This window comes from Pseudomonas sp. WPR_5_2 (assembly GCF_003634475.1).
In the GTDB taxonomy this organism is placed as follows: Bacteria; Pseudomonadota; Gammaproteobacteria; order Pseudomonadales; family Pseudomonadaceae; genus Aquipseudomonas; species Aquipseudomonas izuensis.
The window spans coordinates 14,746-29,983 of the sequence record NZ_RBLA01000004.1 but is presented as its reverse complement, the minus strand read 5'-3'; the positions used below and the strand labels follow the sequence as shown (position 1 = coordinate 29,983).

Sequence of the window (15,238 nt, the reverse complement as noted above, 5' to 3'; positions counted from 1 at the left end):
GAGAAGCGTCCTTGCTTGATTCAGGGGGTTTGTTGAGTGAGTTCGTTGCCACGGATGATTTCCACCCCCCGCTTATGCGGTGCTGCCACGGCACTGACGGGTTTGGGGGGCGGGGTCATGGCCAGTTGGCTGAACTGCAGCAACTGGCGATTGGCATTGTCGAGGCTGGCTGCGGAACCGCTTTCACCCGCCCAATAACGTGACAGGCGTTTCTCATCGGCACTGCGTACTGCCAGGCGCAGGACGCCAGCCTGGGTCGCGAGCATGAGGCGACTCACCAGTTGCTCCGGCACCGCGAGCAGAACGCTGCGAGCGCTGGCGCGCAATTGCTCCTGCCTGAGTTTTTCTTCGATGGTGCGGGCGGGGCTCGAGGGCTGGCCATCATTGGTCAAACCCAATTGTTCACCCACCCCGAGAACCCGCAATGCCGGAACCACAAGCTGCGCCGATGGCTGAAGGTTGTTGCTGTCCATGCGCAGAAACAGCAGCACATCGACATAATCCCCCGGCGTCAGTTGGCCACCGGCATTGATCACTTCGTCCACGGCGACCGCGAGGGCGCGCTCATCGGGACGGATCATCCGCGCCAGGCTACTGCCCGCCTCGAAGCTTTCGTCATTGAGCCAGGTGCCGGCGGCCAGGGCGCGCCAGGGTGTACGACCAATCGCTTGATCGAGTCGGCTCAGGCTACCGGCCGGTGCGGTACGCAGTTTTTCCAGGGTGACGTCGGCGGCGGTGATGGGTGTGTACGGCGCCACGTCATTGACCAGCACGACCACCGGCTGGCGCGTGGAGTCTTCCACCGTTGCAGGCGCCGGGGCGGGTGCGGCAGGTGCAGTGACAGTAGGTTGAACGATGGGCTCGGCGGCGGGTTGACGGCTCAGCATCAGGCCCCAGTAACCGGCGACAAGGGCGCCCACCAGCAACAACCCGGCAAGGCCCAGGGTGACACGACTGTTCATGACGGCTCTCCCTTTCCTGCTGCTACAAGCACTCGTTCAAACAACGAGAAATATTCGCAATCAGGCAGCTATGAACATGAAATCATTTGGCTATTTGACCGTAGCGCAGGTAGAGCAAAATGCCATTAGCTGACCAAAAATAACTAACGAGCAGGGCGGGATAGATGAAGTAACACGGTTTTTTGACGTCAACGAAACGGTTAATACTTTCGTGTTAATGCGTATTTACAGTTGTTGGTCGGGGGAATGCCGACAATGCTGGTGCTGGCATAGGGGAATCATGTTGCGTTTGTGCAACACCCGGGTGCTCCAGGAGATACGTCATGTCTTTTTCCAAGCTGGTTCAGAAGGTCAAATCCGAAATCGCTTTTTACAAAGGTCTGGCCAAGGACACCGAGGGTGCTTCGGGTATCGAGTACGCGATCGTCGCGGGAATGGCGGCGGTGATTCTGGCGACGTTCATGTCTCCCATTGCCACGGCGGTGAAGGGCATTTTCACCATCATCAAGGATCAACTCGTGCCAGCGCCATGATGGCGGTGGCCCGCTGATTTTTCGCCATGGTTCCAACGTCAGTGCCCAGTCCCACACAGGTGGTGCCCATGATCGCTCCAGCTTCCCCGCGCCAGCAGCTTCTTCTGGTCGATGACGAAGAGGACGCATTGCTTGAGCTGGCGGAGTTGCTGGAGGGGGAAGGGTTCAACTGTTTCACGGCAACCTCGGTCAAGCTGGCATTGCATCATCTGACGCGCCATCCGGATATCGCCCTGGTGATCACCGACTTGCGCATGCCCGAGGAGAGCGGCATGTCGTTGATCAAACGGCTGCGCGAGCACACGTCGCGCCAGCATCTGCCGGTGATTGTGATGTCCGGGCACGCGGACATGGACGATGTCAGTGACATGTTGCGCTTGCAGGTGCTGGATCTGTTTCGCAAACCGATCTATCACGTGCGGTTGCTGGAGACGCTGAACAATCTGTTTCCGCAGCCGCAGGTTTTTCTGGTCAAGGGGTGATCCCTCCATCCCTGTAGGCGCTGGCTTGTCGGGGCGCCGCATCGCAGCGAAGGCGTCCTTGAGGCTTGCGCTGACCATTAGAACGCCTTCGCCGGCAAGCCGGCTCCTACAGGTTTTGTCGGGAATCAGGTCACCGGCTGCCAATGCCCCACCATGTGCTCCAGATCCACGTCCCCGATCAACTGCAGTTCACCACTGGACCCCGCCGCGCTGGTCAGTAACGCCACTTGGCTGGGCAGGCGCACCGGTTTCTTGAACTGCACCGTGATCTCGATGTTCGCCGCCGGCAAATGATCCGCCAGCGCGGCGAGCGTGCGCGCCTTGTTCCACAGTCCGTGGGCGATGGCACAAGGAAATCCGAACAGTCTGGCACTGGCCGCACTGAGGTGAATCGGGTTGTAGTCGCCAGAGACCCTGGCGTACTGCCGGCCGATGTCCGAGGGTGCTTTCCACTGGGCGATCTGGGTCAGTGCCAGCGTCGAAGCCAGCGCTTCTTCGACAGGCTCGCCCTCCAGCTTGACGCCGCGACAGAGCATCTGGCTTTCGGCTTCCCACAGCGTCCCCAACTGATCATCCAGGGTCGTCACCAGCTCGAACGTCGCGCCCTTGGCATGAGGTTGCAGGTTCTGCACTTTCACGCCGATCCGCGCCCGATGGAGCCCACCCATGGGGCGTAACACTCGAATGCGATTGCCCAGGTGAATCAACCCCAGCAACGGGAACGGAAACTCCCGGGCGGTGAGTAACTGCATCTGCAGGGCGAAGGCGAGGATGTGGGGGTAGGTCGGTGGCAGCAGGCTGTTGTCGTCGAAACCGCAGACGTTGCGATAGGCCGCCAGCCGCTGCGGTTCGACATCGACCCAGCAGCGCAGTCCCGAGTCGGGCAGGGAGGTGCCGGTGATCTTGCGCCGCGTCGCGGCTTTTGCGTACAACGCCGGCAGGCCGGGTTCGCGTGTGAGCATGTGCCAGTCAGTCGTCATGCTTCAGGCCCCCAGAACACTTTGTCCGCAGACGCGCAGCGCCTGTCCGGTGAAGGCGCCGGTGCCCGGTTGCGCCAGCCACGCCACCGCTTCGGCCACATCCTGCGGCAGGCCACCCTGGCCCAGGGAACTCATGCGCCGCCCGGCCTCGCGCAGACCGAACGGAACGCGCGCGGTCATCTGGGTTTCGATAAAACCGGGCGCCACCGCATTGATGCTGATGCCCCGTGCCTGCAACAACGGCGCCCAGGCTTGCGCCAGGCCGATCAGTCCGGCCTTGCTCGCCGCGTAATTGGTTTGTCCGCGATTGCCGGCGATGCCGCTGATCGAGGCCAGCAGAATCACCCGGCCGTTGTCATGCAGCGTGCCCTTGTCGAGCAGGGCCTTGGTCAGCACCTGCGGGGCATTGAGGTTGACCGCGAGCACCGCGTCCCAGAAATCCGGGGTCATGTTGGCCAGGGTTTTATCCCGGGTGATACCGGCGTTGTGCACCACGATATCGACGCCGTCGGGCAACTGTTCGATCAACTGCGTGGCGGCGTCTTCAGCGCAGATGTCCAGGGTGACGCTGCGCCCGCCGAGGCGCGCGGCCAGGGCTTCGAGATCGTTTTTCGCCGGTGGCACGTCCAGCAGGATGACCTCGGCACCATCGCGGGCCAGGGTTTCGGCAATGGAAGCGCCGATACCCCGTGCGGCACCGGTGACCAGTGCCTTGCGTCCGGCCAACGGGCGGGTCCAGTCCGTCACCTGAGTGGCGCAGGCGTTCAGGCGGACCACTTGCCCGGAGACGAACGCGCTTTTCGGTGAGAGGAAAAACCGCAGCGGGCCTTCGAGTTGGTCTTCGGCACCTTCGCCGACGAGGATCAGTTGCAGGGTGCCGCCGCTGCGCAGTTCCTTGGCCAGCGAACGACTGAAACCTTCCAGGGCACGCTGGGTACTGGCTGCGAAGGGGTCGCTCAAGGTCTGCGGGTCACGCCCCAGGATCACCAGATGCGCGCAATGATCGAGGTTTTTCATCAGGGGCTGGAAGAACTCGCGCAGTTGTTTGAGCTGGTCGGTCTGCACCAGGTCGCTGGCGTCGAACACCACCGCTTTGAGTTTCGGGCCGTGGCCGGGGATCCATGCCGTGGCCATCGAAGGGTCGGTGCCGTAGCTGTAGATCGCGTCGGTCAGGCGGTTGGCGAACGCGCTGACTTTCTCCGCCAACGGCCCGCCACCGATCAGCAACGCACCCTCGACCGGACGCAGGCGGCCGGCCTGCCAGCGTTCCAGGCGCACCGGCGAAGGCAGGCCGATGGCCCCGACAAGGCGATGGCCGATAGACGAATTGGCGAAGTCGATATAGCGGTCAGACATGGAACGCGCTCCGGTAGCTGGGATACAAAGTGTGGACCATCAATGGCGATCGGTCGTTCGATCCGCGAGATAAGGCCTACGCTCAGGTTATGGCAACGCAATCCCTGTAGGAGCAAAGCTTGCTCGCGATGATGGTGTGTCAGTTGACATGAATGTAGCTGACCCACCGTCATCGCGAGCAAGCTTTGCTCCTACAAGGAATTGGCTCAACTTTCGGGTATTTCATCAGGAGCTTTTCATGACTCAACTGCGTCGTGTCGCGATCATCGGCGGTAACCGCATCCCCTTCGCCCGCTCCAATGGACCGTACGCAACCGCCAGTAACCAGGCCATGCTCACCGCCGCGCTTGAAGGTCTGATCGAGCGTTACAACCTGCATGGCCTGCGCATCGGCGAGGTGGTCGCCGGGGCGGTGCTCAAGCTGTCACGGGACATGAACCTGACGCGCGAGTGCGTGCTCGGTTCGCGGCTCTCGCCCTCGACACCCGCCTATGACATTCAGCAAGCCTGCGGCACCGGGCTGGAAGCGGCACTGCTGGTGGCGAACAAGATTGCCCTGGGCCAGATCGAGTGTGGCATTGCCGGTGGCGTCGACACCACCTCCGATGCGCCGATCAGTGTCAGCGAAGGGTTGCGCAAGATTCTGCTACAAGCCAACCGCGCGAAGAGTACCGGCGACAAACTCAAAACCTTCCTGCAATTGCGCCTCCGTCACCTGGTCCCCGAGTTCCCGCGCAACGGCGAGCCGCGCACCGGTTTATCCATGGGGCAGCATTGCGAGTTGATGGCGCAGACCTGGAGCATTTCCCGTGAAGCGCAGGATCAACTGGCCCTGGAGAGTCATCAGAAATTGGCCGCGTCCTATGCCGAGGGCTGGCACAACGATTTGATCACACCCTACCTGGGCCTCACCCGCGACAACAACCTGCGCCCGGACTCGACACTGGAAAAGCTCGCCGCCCTCAAACCGGCCTACGAGAAAAGCGCCAAGGGCACCCTGACTGCGGGCAACTCCACGCCGCTGACCGATGGCGCGTCGCTGGTACTGCTGGGCAGTGAGGCGTGGGCGAAGGAGCGTGGCCTGCCGATTCTCGCTTACCTGCGTGATGGCGAGGCGGCAGCGGTGGATTTCGTCAACGGAGCCGAAGGTTTGTTGATGGCTCCGGTGTATGCGGTGCCGCGTCTGTTGGCCCGCAATGGCCTGACCCTGCAGGACTTCGATTATTACGAAATCCACGAAGCCTTCGCCGCGCAAGTGCTATGCACGTTGAAGGCCTGGGAGGATGCGGACTACTGCAAAACCCGCCTCGGGCTCGATGCACCGTTGGGCTCGATCGATCGCAGCCGACTCAACGTCAAAGGCAGCTCGCTGGCGGCGGGGCATCCGTTTGCCGCCACGGGCGGGCGGATTGTTGCCAATCTGGCGAAGCTGCTGGATGCGGCGGGGAAAGGGCGGGGACTTGTCTCAATCTGCGCGGCGGGTGGGCAGGGGGTGACCGCCATCATCGAACGTTGATTGCCCGATATGAAATGAATCCCTGTGGGAGCGAGCCTGCTCGCGAAAGCGGTGGGTCAGCCAACATCATTGTCGACTGACACTCCGTCTTCGCGAGCAAGCCCGCTCCCACAGGGGGGAACTGTCGGTGTTGAATAGATTTGTGACATGGCTTAGCGTCGCCCCATCAGCCGTCCCGCAACACAAGGCCCGTCAATGCCGACCAACGGACAAGTGTCACTCGAACGCAGCATCCCGCCACTCACTGCACTACCGCGCCCTCTGTATGCACGGGTGGAGAGCCTCAACGCCGGTTCGTGGACGCCGTCCCATCGCCACGATTGGGTGCAGTTTTCCTACGCCATCAGCGGCGTTCTCGGCGTGCACACCGCCGAAGGCAGTTTCTTCGCGCCGCCGCAGTGGGGCATCTGGATTCCGGCGGATCTTGAGCACCAGGTGGTGACCTCGATGCGCGCCGAGATGCGCAGCCTGTATGTGCGCCGCGAGGATTGCCAGTGGGCGGACGGGCGCTGTCGGGTGTTGGAAGTGACGCCGCTGGCCCGGGAGCTGATCAAGAGTTTTTGCCTGCTGCCCGTGGAGTATCCACAGGGCGATAGCCCGGAAGCACGACTGGTGAGTGTGTTGCTGGATCAACTGGCAGCGTTGCCGGAAGTCGGGTTCTCCTTGCCGTTACCCCGCCATGAGCGGTTGTTGGGGTTGTGCAACGAGTTGATCGAAAATCCGGAGCGCAATGTGACTCTGCAAGCGTGGGCAGAGCGTTTGGGCACGTCGGAAAAAACCCTTATGCGCCTGTTTCAGCGCGAAACCGGGTTGAGCTTTCGCGGCTGGCGCCAGCGCATGCGGTTGCTGTCGTCGCTGAGTTTGCTGGAGGAGGGAGACAGCGTGACCAATGCCGCGCTGGCCTGCGGGTATGACTCGACGTCGGCGTTTATTGCGGCGTTCAAGAGTCTGTTCGGGTTTACCCCGGGGGAGTTGTTTCGGCAGTGACGACCCCATCGCTGGCAAGCCAGCTCCCACAAGGACAATGCGGACCCTGTGGGAGCGGGCTTGCCCGCGATTGGCCGCAAAGCGGCCCCTGATCAGGTCCGGAAGCGGCGCACCAACCCATCCAGCTCATTCGACAGCCCGGCCAGGCTCTGGGAGTCCAGGCGTGCCGAGTTCGCCAGTTCGGCCACCAGTTGCGCGTCGCCGTGGATCTGGCTGATGTGCCGGTTGATGTCTTCGGCCACCTGGTGCTGTTGTTCCGCCGCCGTGGCGATCTGGGTGTTCATGTCGCGAATCACGTCCACCGACTCGCGAATCTGCCCGAAGCTACTGCGTGCTTCGCCGATGCGCGTCACCGACTGCTGCGATACCTCCAGGCTGGCATGCATTTGCTGCGTCACCTGGCTGGTGCGTTTGGCCAGGTTGCCCAGCAGCCCGTCGATTTCCGCCGTGGAGTCGGCCGTACGCTTGGCCAGCGCCCGAACTTCATCCGCCACCACCGCAAAACCACGACCTTGCTCACCGGCCCGCGCCGCTTCGATGGCGGCGTTCAGCGCCAACAGGTTGGTCTGTTCGGCGATCGAGCGAATGGTGCCGAGGATCGACTGAATGTCATTGCTGTCGCGCTCCAGTTGTTGCATCGACTGGGCCGACTGTTCGATTTCCTGGCTCAGGCGATCCACGCTGCTCACGGCGGCATCGATCTGTTGCTGGCCTTCGCGGGCCTGACGCTGGCCGCTGTCGGCAGACTCGGCGGCCTGGCTGCACGAGCGCGCCACTTCGTTGGCGGTAGCGACCATTTCGTGGAACGCCGTGGACACCATGTCCACCGCTTCACGCTGGCGCCCGGCGGCTTCCGCCATGTCGCTGGAGACCTGGGTCGAGCTTTTGGACGTGGCCAGGATCTTGCTCGCGGCGCCGCCGATGTTCTGGATCAGGTTGCGAATCGCGGCCAGGAATTGGTTGAACCAGTTGGCCAGTTGCGCGGTTTCGTCGCTGCCACGGATTTGCAGGTTCTTGGTCAGGTCGCCTTCACCTTGGGCAATGCCTTCCAGGCCATCGGCCACGCTGCGGATCGGACGCACGATGACACTGGCGAAACTGGCGCCGACGATGGCGAAGACCACTGCGAGTACGGCGGCGATGATCGCGATCAACCAGGTCAGCTGGGTCGCGGTGCTCATCACGTCGCTTTGCTTGATCAGGCCGATGAAGGTCCAGCCCAATTGCTCGGACGGCCAGACGTTGGCCATGTAGCGCTCGCCATTGAGTTCCACTTCAACCAGGCCTTTGCCGGCCTTGGCCAGTTGCGCATAACCCTCGCCGAGGCTGCCCAGGGCCTTGAAGTTGTGTTCCGGTTGCTTCGGGTCGACCAGTACGGTGCCGGAGTTTTCCAGCAGCATCAGGTAGCCGGTTTCGCCGAGCTTGATCTGTTTGACCAGTTCGGTGAGCTGTTTGAGCGACACGTCGATGCTGACCACGCCGCCGTTGGTGCCCAGCTTGTTGTCGATGGTGCGTACGGTGCTGACGTAGGACGTATCGTTTTCGGCCCAGTAATAGGCCTCGGTACGGAACGGCTTGCCTGGTTTGGCCTGGGCTGCCTTGTACCAAGGGCGCTGACGCGGGTCGTAGTTGGCCAGCTTGGCATCGTCCGGCCACGACACGTAACCGCCGGCGGCGGTGCCGAGGATGGCGTAGGCGTAGGAAGGATGGGCGTTGCCCAGCTCCTGCAGGAAGGCGAAGACTTTCTTGTCCATCTCGCCCTGGGGAATGCTGGCGGCGTTGGCGTCCATGTAAGTCTTGAGGCTGTCATCGGAGTTCTTGATAACCGATTGCCTGGCCAGGTATTCGACGTTCTGGCTGATGCCGTCGAAGAACAGTTGCATGGCATTACTGACCTGACGGATTTCGCGACCGCTGTTGTCGACGAATTCGTCCTTGGCATCACTGCGCAAGTTCAGCACTACGAGGGTGGCGACCAGCACCACGGGCAGGCAGGCGATGATTGCAAACGCCCAGGTCAACTTCTGTTTGATGTTCATCCGCGCTCCAGATTTTCTTGTAGGCCCACGCAGTGCAGATGACTCGCGGTTTATTGGCAGCCGTAAACGTTCTTGATCAACCCGGATCCGTGAGTGCGGCATCGTTATTGTTATGGAAACGATTGTCGGACAAATCAGTTTGTCACTCAGGGCTTCGGCTGTTGCCTCCGGAAATTGAGGGTTGATGTGAAAAATCCTGCGAACGGTACGTCGGCACCCCCTCCCCCGAATGGATGGATTGCCGTATAACGAATGACTTTCGCGTGTTTGGTAATAAAGGACCCACAATAAAAGCTGATGAAGACTCCAAAACGCATTGAACCCCTGATCGAGGACGGTCTGGTCGACGAAGTGCTGCGCCCACTCATGAGTGGTAAAGAAGCAGCTGTTTATGTGGTGCGCTGCGGTAACCAGTTACGTTGCGCGAAGGTCTACAAGGAGGCGAACAAACGCAGTTTTCGTCAGGCGGCCGAGTATCAGGAAGGCCGCAAGGTACGCAACAGCCGTCAGGCCCGGGCCATGGCCAAGGGTTCCAAGTTTGGCCGCAAGGAAACCGAAGACGCCTGGCAGAACGCCGAAGTGGCTGCGCTGTTTCGCCTGGCCAATGCCGGTGTGCGAGTGCCCAAGCCGTATGACTTCCTCGAAGGCGTGCTGCTGATGGAGTTGGTGGCCGATGAGTACGGTGATGCCGCGCCGCGTCTGAACGACGTGGTCCTGGAGCCGGATCAGGCGCGCGAGTACCACGCGTACCTGATTTCGCAGATCGTGCTGATGTTGTGTACCGGCCTGGTGCACGGCGACCTGTCCGAGTTCAACGTTTTGCTGACTCCGACCGGCCCGGTGATCATCGACTTGCCGCAAGCGGTGGACGCGGCGGGTAATAACCACGCGTTCAGCATGCTGGAGCGGGACGTGGGCAACATGGCGTCCTACTTCGGGCGTTTTGCGCCGGAGTTGAAAAAGACCCGGTATGCCAAGGAAATGTGGGCCTTGTACGAGGCCGGTACGTTGCACCCGGCCAGCGTCCTGACTGGCGAATTCGACGAACCGGAAGAGTTGGCCGATGTCGGCGGCATCATGCGCGAGATCGAGGCCGCGCGCCTGGATGAAGAACGCAAGCAAGCGGCCCGCGCCGCGGACGATGCGCCACCGGGCAAAACCGAAGAGCCGCCTCCGCCGTGGATGCAGTGATCGGTTGAACGAAAAAACCGGCTTCGGCCGGTTTTTTTGTGCCCGACACCTGCACCCTGTAGGAGCGAGCCTGCTCGCGAAAGCGGTGTGTCAGTAACTCGAGATGTTGAATGTGCTGGCCTCATCGCGAGCAGGCTCGCTCCCACAAGGGTTAGTTTTTCAATCAGGCACGCACCGGTTCAGCGCAACACCCCGATTCCAGCTCCTTGAGAATCGGACAATCAGGCCGGTGATCCCCCTGACAATGCTCCACCAGGTCCTGCAAGGTATCGCGCAATTGGCCCAATTCGCGGATCTTCTGGTTCAGCTCGTCGATGTGCTGGCGGGCCAAGGCTTTCACATCGGCGCTGGCACGCTGGCGGTCTTGCCAGAGGGTTAGCAGTTTGCCGACCTCCTCCAGGGAAAACCCCAGGTCCCGGGAACGCTTGATGAAGGCCAGGGTGTGCAGGTCCTCATCGCCATACACCCGGTAACCGCTGTCAGTGCGATGAGCCGCCTGGAGCAGGCCGATCGACTCGTAATAACGGATCATCTTCGCGCTCAGGCCGCTGTGGCGAGCCGCTTGGCCGATGTTCATCGATTGTCCTCCAGATCCGTGGGTTTCCAAGTTTTCAACAGTAGCGCATTGCTCACCACGCTGACGCTCGACAACGCCATGGCCGCGCCGGCCAGCACCGGGTTGAGAAAGCCGAAGGCCGCCAGGGGAATGCCGATCAGGTTATAGACGAAGGCCCAGAACAGGTTTTGCCGGATCTTCGCGTAGGTCTTGCGGCTGATCTCCAGCGCCGCCGGCACCAGGCGCGGATCGCCGCGCATCAGGGTAATCCCGGCAGCGTGCATGGCCACGTCGGTGCCGCCGCCCATGGCGATGCCGATGTCGGCGGCGGCCAGTGCCGGCGCATCATTGATACCGTCACCGACCATCGCCACCACACCGGTTTTCTTCAGGGCCGCGACCTCGGCGGCTTTGTCCGCCGGCAGCACTTCAGCGTGCACGTTGGTGATGCCCAGCGCATCGGCAACCACTTTGGCGCTGCCACGATTGTCGCCGGTCAACAGGTGACTGCTGATGTTTCGTGCCTTGAGTTGTTGCACCGCGTGCTGAGCGCCGGGCTTGAGCGTGTCGCCGAAAGCGAACAGCCCCAGGACTCGGAGCCGCGGCTGTTGCTCGATCAGCCAGGACAGGGTCCGCCCTTCGGTCTCCCACGCGGTGGCCACGCCGGCCAAATCGCCTGCGCTCAAACCGCTTTCTTCCAGTAGACGCCGATTGCCCAAGGCTAACCGTCGCCCATCGAGGCTACCGGCTATGCCGCGTCCGGTCAGGGACTGGCTGTCGTTGACATCGGCCACGATCAGGCCGCGTTGCGCGCATTCGTCCAGCACCGCCTTGGCCAGTGGATGCTCACTGCCGCGTTGCAGGGCACCGGCCACTTGCAACAGGCTGGCTTCGTCACCGTCGACGGCACTTAAGTGGGCGATGCGTGGGGTGCCCGAGGTCAGGGTGCCGGTCTTGTCGAACACCACCGAACTGACTTCATGGGCACGTTCCAGCGCTTCGGCGTCCTTGATCAGAATGCCGTAGCGCGCCGCCACCCCGGTGCCGGCCATGATCGCCGTCGGTGTGGCCAACCCCAGCGCGCATGGGCATGCGATCACCAGGACCGCGACGGCATTGATCAGCGCGGTTTCCAGGGGCGCGCCGTACAACCACCAGCCGATCAAGGTGGCCAGGGCCAGCAACAGAACCACCGGCACGAATACCTGGCTGACTTTATCCACCAGCTTCTGAATGGGTGCCTTCGCCGCCTGAGCGTCTTCAACCAGGCGAATAATCCGAGCCAGTACGGTTTCCGCGCCGAGTGCCTGAGTGCGAACCAGCAATCGACCTTCACCATTGATCGCGCCGCCCGTGACGTGATCGCCAGGTTGTTTGGGTACTGGCAGGCTTTCGCCGCTGATCAATGCTTCGTCGGCATGGCTCTGGCCGTCGACCACTTCACCGTCCACCGGGAAGCGTTCGCCGGGTTTGACCAGCACCAGATCATTGAGGCGCAGGTCGCTGATCGCGACGTCCTGCTCATGTCCGTCTATCACCTGAATCGCCCGCTCCGGGCGCAACGCCTCAAGGGCGCGAATGGCGCTGGCGGTCTGGCGCTTGGCGCGGCTTTCAAGGTATTTGCCCAACAGCACCAGGGCGATCACCACGGCCGAGGCTTCGAAATACAGGTGCGGCATGCGCCCGTCGGCGGTGGCCCATTCGTAGACACTCAGGCCATACCCGGCGCTGGTGCCCAGGGCGACCAGCAAGTCCATGTTGCCGGCACCGGCGCGCACGGCTTTCCATGCAGCGACGTAAAACCGCGCGCCGAAGATGAACTGCACCGGCGTGGCCAACACGAATTGCGCCCAGGCCGGGAGCATCCAGTGCACGCCGAACGGTTGCAACAACATCGGCAGCACCAGCGGCAAGGCGAGGACGATGGCCGCGATCAAGGCCCAGCGTTCGCGGTGCAGGCGGGTCTGTTGGGTATCGGTGGCCGGATGTTCGGCTTCCCGGACGCTGGCGGTATAACCGGCCTTGGTCACGGCGGCGATCAGGGTTTGCGCATCGACCTGCCCGAGCAGGTCCAGATGGGCGCGTTCGTTGGCCAGGTTCACACTGACGCTCCTTACCCCAGGCACTTTGTTCAGTGCCCGCTCGACACGGCCGACGCAGGAAGCGCAGGTCATGCCGTCGATGCTCAATTCCAGGCTCTGCTGCGGCACGCTGTAACCGGCGTTTTCCACGGCTTCCATCAAGGCCGGAAGACTGCCCATTGGCGCTTGAACCCGCGCCTGCTCGGTGGCCAGGTTGACACTGACGGCGCTGGCGCCGATGACGTTGCTCAAGGCTCGCTCGACACGTCCGGCGCAACTGGCGCAGGTCATGCCGGCAATCGGCAGATCGAAAGTGGTGGATTCGGACATGGGGCACGCTCCCTGTAGAAGATGTCTACAGGATCAACCTTGCCATGCTGGCAAGGTCAAGCGCCAATCCGCAAATTGCCGCCGTTCCCCTGTGGGAGCGAGCCTGCTCGCGAAAGCGGTCGTCCTATCAACATCATCGTTTACTGACACGCCGCCTTCGCGAGCAGGCTCGCTCCCACAAGGGATTTGTGTCAGTAACCGAGGCCCGCGCGCTTGAGGTACATCCCTTCCTGCGTCATCGCTATCCGGTACTTTTGCACTTCCCCGGCACGCAGCGTGATGTTCTGCGAGCCCGGCGCCAGCATGCCCGGATTGCAACCCGGCGCCTGGCCCGGCAGCAGTTTGAGACGCAGGGAAACGTTGCCCGGTGGCAGGTTGAACGAAGTGCTTTGCTCCTGGAACAACCGCGCCGACAGCTGATCATGGATGTACACGCCGATCTCGCAGCTCGTCGCCACTTCCAGCCGCTCGCGGGAAATGATCAACACGCCATAGTCCTCCCCGGCGGCATGGGCCGCAGGCAGGGCGGCGAAAAGGCTGAGGAAGCCAAACAGGCTGAAAGCTGACCAGCGCATGGCTGAATCTCCCGAAGTCGAGTCATTGATGGACGCAGCTTGGCCGAGCACGCGGCCGATTGCCAGCCCGGCAGAACACTTCAGAACTTGACCTTGCCATGGTGGCAAGCTCGACACTGGGGGCAACCTCACTCGAAAGCTTCATTAAAGGAGTCGTCCCCATGCAAGTGTTCAATGTTGAAGGCATGTCTTGCGGTCATTGCGTCAGAGCCATCACTCAAGCCGTCCAGGCCAAGGATCCGGCGGCCAGCGTGCGTGTCGATCTGGCGGCGAAAGAAGTCGGCGTCGAGTCGGCATTGAGCGCCGATCAAGTGATCGCACTGATCAGCGATGAAGGTTACGGCGTGAAGCTGGCCTGATCTTTTTAATAGTTAGCGAGCTATCGGAATGTTCAAGGCGTCCATGCGCGGCTAGACTGTCGGGCTGCCGACTTCTGTCCAACTGGATGCCTGATGAACTTCCGTACCATTCTCATTCTTGGCGCCTTGAGCGCTTTCGGTCCGCTGGCGATCGATTTCTATTTGCCGGCGTTCCCCGCCATGGCACTCGCCTTCGGCACGGACGAAAAGCATGTTCAGCTGACATTGGCGGCGTATTTTCTCGGTTTGTCCATTGGCCAGTTGGCTTACGGTCCGGTGGCTGATCGTTTCGGGCGCCGCATCCCGTTATTGACCGGGGTCGGGCTGTTTACGGCGGCCTCATTGGCGTGCGCCTATGCACCGAACCTGGAATGGCTGATCGGCGCGCGGTTTATCCAGGCGTTGGGCGGTTGCGCAGGGATGGTGATCTCGCGGGCCGTGGTCAGCGATAAATGCGATGCGGTGGGTTCGGCCAAGGTCTTTTCGCAATTGATGCTGGTGATGGGACTGGCACCGATTCTCGCGCCGATGCTGGGCGGGTTGCTGGTCAACACCACCGGTTGGCAGTCGATTTTCCTGGCGTTGACCGGTTTCAGTGCATTGGCGGGATTGGCCGTTGCCTTCGGTTTGCCGGAAAGCCTGCCGGCCCATATACCACGCCAACCCTTGTCGGGGGCGTTGCGTCAGTACGGACGGCTGTTGAAGGATCCGGTGTACCTCGGCCATGCGCTGACCGGTGGCATCGCCATCGCCGGGATGTTTTCCTACATCGCCGGGTCACCATTCGTCATCATCAAACTCTATGGCATCCCGGCCGAACATTTTGGCTGGTTCTTCGGTGCCAATGCGGCGGGTTTCATACTGGTGGCCCAGGTCAACGCGCGGTTACTGGCCAGGCGCGGACCTGCATTCCTGTTGGCACGCGCCGTGTGGGTTTACCTCGGCGCGGGTCTGACCCTGCTTGCCGTCAGCGCCTTGCACACCGCGCAACTGTGGCCGTTGCTGGTGCCGTTGTTCATCTGCATCGCCAGCCTTGGCTGCATCCTTCCCAACGCTTCGGCCTGTGCGATGAATGGCCAAGGTGCACGGGCCGGCAGTGCTTCGGCGATGCTCGGTTGCCTGCAATTCAGTGTGGCCGCCGGCGCCGCCGCGCTGGTGGGTGTTTTGCACGATGGCAGCGCCATGCCGATGGCCATGGTCATCAGCCTGTGCGGAGTTCTGGTGGTGAGCGTGGCGATGCTCACCCGGCGTTTGCAGAATGCCCGGGCACTGGCGCAAGCCCAGGTCTGAG

Annotated in this window: 14 protein-coding genes and 2 pseudogenes; 8 read left to right on the top strand and 8 right to left on the bottom strand. The window is 61.9% G+C overall.

Annotated features, from left to right (window positions below):
- Window positions 1–20: 20 nt before the first annotated feature.
- Complete coding sequence (gene cpaB, locus BJ917_RS15805) at window positions 21–962, bottom strand: Flp pilus assembly protein CpaB (RefSeq protein ID WP_121103809.1); 942 nt, start codon at window positions 960–962, stop codon at window positions 21–23.
- A gap of 323 nt (window positions 963–1,285) precedes the next feature.
- On the opposite strand from cpaB, the gene BJ917_RS15800 reads away from it, so the two are divergent.
- Together BJ917_RS15800 and BJ917_RS15795 are read left to right on the top strand one after the other, a co-directional pair.
- Window positions 1,286–1,495 (top strand): Flp family type IVb pilin, encoded by a 210-nt coding sequence (locus BJ917_RS15800; RefSeq protein ID WP_096513576.1) that lies wholly within the window; start codon window positions 1,286–1,288, stop codon window positions 1,493–1,495.
- A gap of 68 nt (window positions 1,496–1,563) precedes the next feature.
- Window positions 1,564–1,977: a response regulator gene (locus tag BJ917_RS15795; protein ID WP_096513575.1), complete on the top strand. Its 414-nt coding sequence runs from the start codon at window positions 1,564–1,566 to the stop codon at window positions 1,975–1,977.
- A gap of 125 nt (window positions 1,978–2,102) precedes the next feature.
- Here the strand turns inward: BJ917_RS15795 and BJ917_RS15790 are convergent, their stop codons facing one another.
- Together BJ917_RS15790 and BJ917_RS15785 are read right to left on the bottom strand one after the other, a co-directional pair.
- A complete protein-coding gene (locus BJ917_RS15790; protein WP_121103808.1) occupies window positions 2,103–2,957 on the bottom strand; it encodes a MaoC/PaaZ C-terminal domain-containing protein in 855 nt (284 codons plus the stop codon).
- A gap of 3 nt (window positions 2,958–2,960) precedes the next feature.
- Complete coding sequence (locus tag BJ917_RS15785; protein WP_121103807.1) at window positions 2,961–4,313, bottom strand: 3-oxoacyl-ACP reductase; 1,353 nt, start codon at window positions 4,311–4,313, stop codon at window positions 2,961–2,963.
- A 238-nt stretch (window positions 4,314–4,551) separates the two neighbouring features.
- Here BJ917_RS15785 and BJ917_RS15780 point away from each other — a divergent pair, with 238 nt between their 5' ends.
- The 3 genes and pseudogenes from BJ917_RS15780 to BJ917_RS15775 all read left to right on the top strand — a co-directional run bounded on the left by BJ917_RS15780 (window position 4,552) and on the right by BJ917_RS15775 (window position 6,816).
- Window positions 4,552–5,829, top strand: a complete 1,278-nt coding sequence (locus tag BJ917_RS15780) for an acetyl-CoA C-acetyltransferase (protein ID WP_096513572.1) — start codon at window positions 4,552–4,554, stop codon at window positions 5,827–5,829.
- 18 nt (window positions 5,830–5,847) lie between these two features.
- A pseudogene (locus BJ917_RS32555) lies at window positions 5,848–5,943 on the top strand (metal ABC transporter ATP-binding protein); the annotation flags it as partial.
- 81 nt (window positions 5,944–6,024) lie between these two features.
- Window positions 6,025–6,816, top strand: coding sequence for a helix-turn-helix transcriptional regulator (locus tag BJ917_RS15775; protein WP_096513571.1), 792 nt, complete (start codon window positions 6,025–6,027; stop codon window positions 6,814–6,816).
- A gap of 92 nt (window positions 6,817–6,908) precedes the next feature.
- On the opposite strand, the gene BJ917_RS32730 is transcribed toward BJ917_RS15775, so the two are convergent.
- On the bottom strand, window positions 6,909–7,637 hold the full coding sequence (locus BJ917_RS32730; protein WP_371917492.1) for a methyl-accepting chemotaxis protein: 729 nt from the start codon (window positions 7,635–7,637) through the stop codon (window positions 6,909–6,911).
- A gap of 129 nt (window positions 7,638–7,766) precedes the next feature.
- Window positions 7,767–8,699: pseudogene (locus BJ917_RS32725) on the bottom strand (cache domain-containing protein); the annotation flags it as partial.
- 453 nt (window positions 8,700–9,152) lie between these two features.
- Here BJ917_RS32725 and BJ917_RS15765 point away from each other — a divergent pair.
- On the top strand, window positions 9,153–10,046 hold the full coding sequence (locus tag BJ917_RS15765; protein WP_096513569.1) for a PA4780 family RIO1-like protein kinase: 894 nt from the start codon (window positions 9,153–9,155) through the stop codon (window positions 10,044–10,046).
- Between the two features lie 163 nt (window positions 10,047–10,209).
- Here BJ917_RS15765 and cueR read toward each other — a convergent pair whose 3' ends face one another.
- The 3 genes from cueR to BJ917_RS15745 form a co-directional block, all read right to left on the bottom strand.
- Window positions 10,210–10,623, bottom strand: coding sequence for a Cu(I)-responsive transcriptional regulator (gene cueR / locus BJ917_RS15760; RefSeq protein ID WP_096513568.1), 414 nt, complete (start codon window positions 10,621–10,623; stop codon window positions 10,210–10,212).
- Window positions 10,620–13,013, bottom strand: coding sequence for a heavy metal translocating P-type ATPase (locus tag BJ917_RS15755; protein WP_096513567.1), 2,394 nt, complete (start codon window positions 13,011–13,013; stop codon window positions 10,620–10,622). Before BJ917_RS15755 ends, cueR begins: the two co-directional genes overlap by 4 nt.
- Before the next feature lie 191 nt (window positions 13,014–13,204).
- Window positions 13,205–13,588: a hypothetical protein gene (locus BJ917_RS15745; RefSeq protein WP_096513566.1), complete on the bottom strand. Its 384-nt coding sequence runs from the start codon at window positions 13,586–13,588 to the stop codon at window positions 13,205–13,207.
- Between the two features lie 161 nt (window positions 13,589–13,749).
- Between BJ917_RS15745 and BJ917_RS15740 the strand changes: the two genes are divergently transcribed.
- Both BJ917_RS15740 and BJ917_RS15735 read left to right on the top strand, forming a co-directional pair.
- Window positions 13,750–13,947, top strand: coding sequence for a heavy-metal-associated domain-containing protein (locus BJ917_RS15740; protein ID WP_121103805.1), 198 nt, complete (start codon window positions 13,750–13,752; stop codon window positions 13,945–13,947).
- A 93-nt stretch (window positions 13,948–14,040) separates the two neighbouring features.
- Entirely contained in the window at window positions 14,041–15,237 is a 1,197-nt protein-coding gene (locus tag BJ917_RS15735; RefSeq protein WP_121103804.1) for a multidrug effflux MFS transporter, read from the top strand.
- Window position 15,238: the final 1 nt, after the last annotated feature.